Annotated in this window: 5 protein-coding genes; 2 read left to right on the forward strand and 3 right to left on the reverse strand. The window is 54.8% G+C overall.

The window, feature by feature from the left end:
• Positions 1–86: 86 nt before the first annotated feature.
• Positions 87–1,397 (forward strand): guanine deaminase, encoded by a 1,311-nt coding sequence (guaD, locus tag ACTG34_RS12505; protein WP_439105216.1) that lies wholly within the window; start codon positions 87–89, stop codon positions 1,395–1,397.
• Here the strand turns inward: guaD and ACTG34_RS12510 are convergent.
• From ACTG34_RS12510 to ACTG34_RS12520, 3 genes are all read right to left on the reverse strand, one after another.
• Positions 1,394–2,737: an 8-oxoguanine deaminase gene (locus ACTG34_RS12510; protein WP_439105217.1), complete on the reverse strand. Its 1,344-nt coding sequence runs from the start codon at positions 2,735–2,737 to the stop codon at positions 1,394–1,396. The two genes, guaD and ACTG34_RS12510, sit on opposite strands and share 4 nt — an antisense overlap.
• 16 nt (positions 2,738–2,753) lie before the next feature.
• Positions 2,754–3,554, reverse strand: a complete 801-nt coding sequence (gene hisN / locus ACTG34_RS12515; protein ID WP_439105218.1) for a histidinol-phosphatase — start codon at positions 3,552–3,554, stop codon at positions 2,754–2,756.
• A 130-nt stretch (positions 3,555–3,684) separates the two neighbouring features.
• On the reverse strand, positions 3,685–4,062 hold the full coding sequence (locus tag ACTG34_RS12520) for a helix-turn-helix domain-containing protein (protein WP_439105219.1): 378 nt from the start codon (positions 4,060–4,062) through the stop codon (positions 3,685–3,687).
• A gap of 414 nt (positions 4,063–4,476) precedes the next feature.
• On the opposite strand from ACTG34_RS12520, the gene ACTG34_RS12525 reads away from it, so the two are divergent.
• The coding region (locus ACTG34_RS12525) for an alcohol dehydrogenase catalytic domain-containing protein (protein ID WP_439105220.1) at positions 4,477–4,709 on the forward strand (233 nt) is incomplete at its 3' end.

The raw sequence follows: 4,709 nt of genomic DNA on the forward strand, positions 1-4,709 counted from the left end.
GGCGCAGAGAAACAGGGGCAACTGCGATTTACCTTCGCAAAATCCACGCTTAGTCTACGCACAACACACACAAAGGCGCGCCGCACATGGACACCCTAATTTCAGGCAACATTCTCACGTTTGAGGGAAATCCGTTTGATCATCCCGCATTGAACGCAGTGACGGTTCAGCCCGACACGGCGGTGCGCGTACGAGGCGGTCAGATCGTTGAAATCGGGCCGCGCGCCACGCTTTTGGTCGCCTATCCTGAGGCTGTCCACCATGCCTATGGCGACAATTTGGTCATGCCAGGATTTATTGACGCCCACGCCCACTACCCGCAAACGGCTATGATTGCCTCGTGGGGAAAGCGGTTGATCGACTGGTTGAACACATACACGTTCCCCGAAGAATCCAAGTTTTCGGATCCCGCTTACGCCGCGCAAATTGCGGAACTCTACCTTGATCTGCTTTTGGCAAACGGCACTACGACCGTGACGAGTTTTTGCACAATACACCCGACATCCGTGGAGGCGCTGTTTGGCGCAGCCGCCGCGCGCGGCATGAGAATCGTGGCAGGTAAAACATGCATGGACCGCGACACCGCCCCCGCCTATCTGCGCGACACCGCGCAAAGCGCGTATGATGACAGCAAGGCCCTGATTGAGCGGTGGCATGGAAACGGGCGTGCCACATATGCGATCACACCGCGCTTTTCACCGACATCTACGCCCGAGCAACTCGACGCCTTGGGCAAGCTATGGGCCGAATATCCAACCTGTTTGATGCAAACGCATTTATCGGAGCAAACCGATGAGATCGAGTGGGTCAAGGGCCTGTATCCAAACGCACGCGACTACCTCGACACCTACGAGCAGTTTGGACTGGTCCGCGCAGGCGCGCTTTTCGGACATGCTATTCATCTTGAGCGGCGCGAAATTGATCGCTTGCGAGAGATGGATTGCTCGGTCATCCACTGCCCCACTTCGAATACCTTTATCGGTTCGGGCCTCTTCGACATGGGGGCACGCACCCGCGATGGGTTGCGCGTGGGCTTGGCCACGGACACTGGCGGCGGTTCTTCGTTTTCTATGCTGCGCACAATGGCCGCCGCCTACGAGGTTGGTCAACTAACCCACACGGCCCTGCATCCAGCACAACTTTTGTGGCTGGCCACCTTTGGCTCGGCCCACGCGCTGCACATGAGCGATAAAGTAGGATCAATAGCCGTGGGGATGGAGGCGGATATCGCGGTGATCGATCTTGCGTCGACACCGGCAATCGCCCAGCGCACGTTGCATGTGAATGACATTTGGGAAGCAATATTCCCAACCATCATGATGGGCGACGACCGCGCGATTGCAGCCACCTATGTGCACGGGCAACGCGTCGCACAGCCGCGTGAGCGCACGCTCTAAGAGTTCATCAACCCATCAACAAGCGTTGCTTGCTGGCGCAAAACCTCTGGCAAATGCACGGTCGCAAGCCAGCCATCTGCGACGACATGGCGTCCCTCGACAAACAGCTCTTTGACCTGAGTCGGCCCCGCAAGCAACAAAGCCGCGGGATCCCATGATCCCGCACTTTCAATGTCCGACACATCCCACATTGCAATGTCCGCACGTTTGCCGACAGCCAATTGCCCAAGATCGTCGCGCCCCAAGACCTCGGCTCCGCCACGTGTGGCGAGCTCCAACGCCTCACGCGCACTCATTTTATCCGCACCAAAAGCAACGCGTTGCAACAGCATCGACTGGCGCGCCTCCAAAATCAGATTGCTGCCATCGTTCGACGCCGACCCATCCACGCCAAGACCGACAGGCACACCCGCATCCCGCATGGCGCGCACAGGTGCGATACCAGAGCCAAGGCGGCAATTTGAACACGGACAATGGGCCACACCGGTTTTTGATTTGGCGAACAACTCAATCTCTTGCGCATCCAATTTCACACAATGCGCATGCCATACATCGGGACCGGTCCATCCCAAACTCTCGGCGTACTGCCCGGGACGACAGCCAAACTTTTCGAGAGAATAAGCAATATCCTCATCATTTTCCGCCAGATGCGTGTGCATCATAACGCCCTTATCGCGCGCTAAAATCGCGGCATCGCGCATCAATTCGCGGCTCACTGAAAACGGCGAACACGGGGCCACCGCAACACGGACCATGGCGCCATCGCGCGCATCATGGAACGTGTCGATAACGCGTATACAATCATTGAGAATGTCAGCCTCGCGCTCGACCAGACTATCAGGTGGCAATCCCCCCGCGCTCTCCCCAATCGACATCGCACCGCGCGTTGCGTGCAAGCGCACACCAATCATCCGCGCCGCATCGATGGTGTCATCTAGGCGCGCACCGTTGGGGTACAAATACAGATGATCAGACGTCATGGAGCACCCTGATAACGCCAATTCGGCGAGGCCCACCATGGCCGAAATCCGCATGTGGTCGGGGCCAAACTTTGCCCAAATCGGATAAAGCGTCTGCAACCACCCAAACAATAGCGCATTTTGCGCAGCGGGAACGGCGCGTGTCATCGTTTGATAGAGGTGATGGTGGGTGTTGACCAAACCGGGGGTTACCACCGTGCCGCGTCCATCGACGATTTGCGCATCATCATCGTAAAGGCCGTGACCGACCGCTTCGATCACACCATCTCGGACCAACACATCTCCGCCTTTGATCTCACTGCGCGCATCATCCATCGTCAAAATGGTGTCTGCGTTTCGAATGATAAAACAGGGGTGCATGCCGAGACCTTTCAGCTCAATATTTAGATAGTATTTCCAGAGAGCGCGCATGAATTTCGGCATTTGCAGCGGCAATCACACGCCCGCCTTGCATGGCAGACCCACCTTTCCAATCCGTTACAATCCCACCAGCGGCTTCAATTACCGCCAAGGGGCCAAGAATGTCATAGGTTTGCAATCCCGCCTCAACAACAAGATCGACCTGACCCGCCGCCAACAGCGCGTAAGCGTAGCAATCCATGCCGTAGCGCGTCAGTTTGCAATGCCGCGCAAGTGCCTGAAAGCCCTCGGCATCCGCCGCTTCACCAACTTCTGGAAACGTTGTAAAAATTATGGCCTCGCTCAACTCAACGTTAGACGCCGTGACCAAAGCATGTGAGTTATGCGGTCCATTGAATGTTGCCGCGCCAAATCCACCCGCGAACCGTTCGCCAACATAGGGCTGATCAACGATGCCATATAGCGCCTGCGTTGCGTCGCGCACGGCGATCAATACACCCCACGTAGGCGTTCCAGAGATAAACCCCCGCGTCCCATCAATCGGGTCGAGCACCCAAGTCAGCCCCGATGTCCCTGCCGTTTCGCCGTATTCCTCACCTAAAATCGCATCATCAGGACGGCGCGCAGCGATGATATCTCGCATCACTTGTTCTGCTTCGCGATCCGCAACGGTGACGGGATCAAAATCTGCGCGCTTTGAGGTGGTGTTCAGGTTGGAGCCGCGAAAATAGCGAAGTGTGACTGCACGCGCGGCGTCCGCCGCCATTTGTGCCGTGGCGATAATATCCGCACTGCGTGCATCAACTGGGCCTACCATTTGCCTGATCCCTTTGTTTTAACGTCCCTATCCGCGGTAGAGCCTGACGCCTCGCGGGTCAAGATGCAGACAAGACAAAACCCACGATGCGCCTGCAACGTGGGTCCGTCAAATCAAACGTTTCAGAATATCAGGCGACGTCAGACAGGACGCGCGCCAATTCAAACAAACGGCGGCGTTGGGTTTCTGGAATTGCGTAATAGGACCGCACCAGTTCAAGCGCCTCTTTGTCTGCCAAAATATCGGCAGGCACGTTGTCGACTTTTGTCGTCGTCTTTTCTGCTGGGCTCTCATCTGCCCCTTCGAAAAAGAAAGCCACAGGAACACCAAGCGCCTCTGCAATATCCCAAAGCCGGGATGCGGAAACGCGATTCATGCCTGTTTCGTACTTTTGGATTTGTTGAAACTTGATCCCAACTTTCTCAGCTAACTGTTGCTGCGTCATTCCGACCATCCAACGACGATGACGAACGCGCTTTCCAACATGGACATCCACGGGATGCTTCATTTTTGACCGCTCCTTAGAACTCACTGTGCCACGACATCCAAGACCAACGTCGAATATGGATCGTCATGATCCCCAAGGCTTAGCGTTGCTAGCACATCAAAGGGAGTTCAAACCACCTATTTCATGAAAATGACATAATTTCGTAACGTCATTATTTACTTAACCCACAATAATAATTATATTTTTATTCTTTTTTTGTTAAACACAGTGTTTTTTAATTTCTTTACTAAACTTTGACCATGTTGCTTATACAAGGCCAACTCCTGTTCAAAATGAAAATATTTGCAATGCAAAATTGCACGGATTTGCCCAATATTTGAATATTTATACGTCAATGACACGAAAATGAGCGGCGGCGTTCTGCATCCTGCTCTACTATAGCGTCCCTTCAGGCACACGAATCGAGGTCGTTTGATGATCATTGCCACACAATCCTTGCGCGTGCTGACGTTCGACACGCCCGCCGCAGTGATGTCATATGATCTCCCCGCCCCCGCACCCTCACAAATCCGCATTCGGGTCCACGCCTGTGGCCTCAACTTTGCAGACTTGCTCATGTGCAAAGGTACCTATCAAGACACGCCAACGCCGCCCTTTACGCTCGGATTAGAAATGGCGGGCGTGATCGATGCCGTTGGGGCCGATGT

The sequence above is a fragment of the Celeribacter marinus genome (assembly GCF_965656515.1).
GTDB lineage: Bacteria > Pseudomonadota > Alphaproteobacteria > Rhodobacterales > Rhodobacteraceae > Celeribacter > Celeribacter marinus_D.